Raw genomic sequence first — 1,923 nt, forward strand, 5'->3', positions numbered from 1 at the left:
GGGCGCGATCAGCGCCATCGTCAAGCGAATCGAGGAGATCAATCAGATTGCCACGGCCATTGCCTCGGCGGTGGAGGAGCAGTCGGCGGCGACGGCGGAAATCGCACGGAGCGTTCAGCAGACCGCCGAGAGCACCCGGATGGTCTCAACGCACCTGTCGGGGGTCAATCAGGCCACCAACGAAACCGGCGCGGCCGCCGGGCAGGTGTTGAGTTCGGCCCAGTCCCTGGCCCACGAGGCCGGGGCGCTCAAGGAGGTGGTCACCCGCTTCCTGCGCGATGTGCGCGCGTCCTAGAATAAATGTTGAAAGATACAACCTGTCTTTCAAATGCTTGAAGCGCAAAAATAAAACGCTAAAACAGCGCGTATTTATCCACTTATGGCTCTGTCCGCTGCAGTAAAAAACGGACAGAGCCGGGATGTTATGTATGAATTATTATTTTAAGAATAAAATAATTCTGTTGTTAGTGTATTTTTTTTATCATTTTTCGCGCATATTAATGAAGTGTTGATGGCTGCGATGTCCTGAGGTCCCTTATTGCAAGGTGGGTTTCGAGTGGCAAAGCCATTTCTCTTAAAGATGGATTGAGTTTTAAAATTTCATTTTTAATTAGAAGGGGAGGACTAAAATTTTTATTGAATAAAATTAAAAAATAAGGAACGGTTACGAGATGAATCGAATGGGCGGATCTTCTCGTATGAGAGAACCTGAAGGGGTGTGCCGCCTTGCAGGAGGGAGATAATATGTCATTCATTAACAACATGAATATATCTAAAAAATTGATGTTTGTTTTTTCTATTTTTATAATCCTTATTTTGTTGAACTCAGGGGTTTCGTTTCAAATAATAAGTAAAATGAATGATATTGTTTCTGATATTACGTCGAACAGATTGTCGAGCGTCGTTGCGGCTTATAATATTAAAGCCATGATCCTTGATTATCGTCGGGCTGAGCTACAGCATGCTCTTGCTGATGACGCCAAAGAGATTCAAGAGTTTGACGTGAAAATTAAGGAAGCCGTTGATCATATCAACGAGGCGAGAGAAGCGTACAAACCCCTGATCAGTTCCGACGACGAAATGAAAATTTATGAGAATTTTGATGCAAAGTACAAAAAGTACGCACTGGTGTCAGGTCGTATGCTTGAATTGTCCAGGGAGAATAAAGACGATGAAGCCCGTCGCCTTCAGGCCGAATCCGGCAATGCGTTGTTTGAAGGCATGATGAGCGATCTTGGCCTCCTGGTTAACCTGAACCGGAGCTCGGCCGATGACGCCAAGGCTGTTCAGGTGGAGTCGGCGGCCATGGCGCGGATCTGGCTTGGTGTCGGGGTGGGCGTTTTCGTGGTCATGGCCGGGGCGCTGGGCATGCTGCTGCACCGTGTGCTGGCGGTTCCGATCACCGCCATGACCCAGTCCATGCAGCGTCTGGCGAGCGGAGACCTGAGCGTTGAGATTCCCGCCCGGGGGCGGAGCGACGAAATCGGGCAGATGGCGCAAACAGTCGAGGTGTTTCGCGAAAACGCCCAACGCGCCGAACACCTGGCTGCCGAGGAAAAGCGCCAGCAGACCGAGCGCGACCAGCGGGCCCAGGCCTTGCGTTCCTTGACCACGGGGTTCGACACCACGGTATCGGGGGTGCTCGACGTGGTCAGCCGGGCCGCCGGCACCATGGAAACCACGGCCCGCACCATGAGCGCGACCGCCCAGCAAAGCAGCCGGCAGGCCACCGAGGTGGCCTCGGCGACCGAGGAAGCCTCGGCCAGTGTGCAGACCGTGGCCAGCGCCTCCGAGGAACTGTCTTCCTCGATCAACGAAATCGGGCGTCAGATGGAACAGGCGATCTTGATTTCGCAGGCCGCCTCGCAGGACGCCGAGCGCACCACCACCATCGTGCAAAGCCTGGCCGACGCCTCGGGCCGG

General features: G+C 53.1%; 1 protein-coding gene and 1 pseudogene. Both read left to right on the forward strand.

The annotated features are described in order from the left end of the window. Positions 1 to 295, forward strand: a pseudogene (locus ROR02_RS16710) (methyl-accepting chemotaxis protein); the annotation flags it as partial. A 467-nt stretch (positions 296 to 762) separates the two neighbouring features. Continuing rightward, positions 763 to 1,923, forward strand: a 1,161-nt coding sequence (locus ROR02_RS16290; protein ID WP_281291062.1) for an MCP four helix bundle domain-containing protein, incomplete at its 3' end; no start/stop codon positions are given.

The organism is Pararhodospirillum oryzae (assembly GCF_007992075.1).
Classification (GTDB): domain Bacteria; phylum Pseudomonadota; class Alphaproteobacteria; order Rhodospirillales; family Rhodospirillaceae; genus Pararhodospirillum; species Pararhodospirillum oryzae.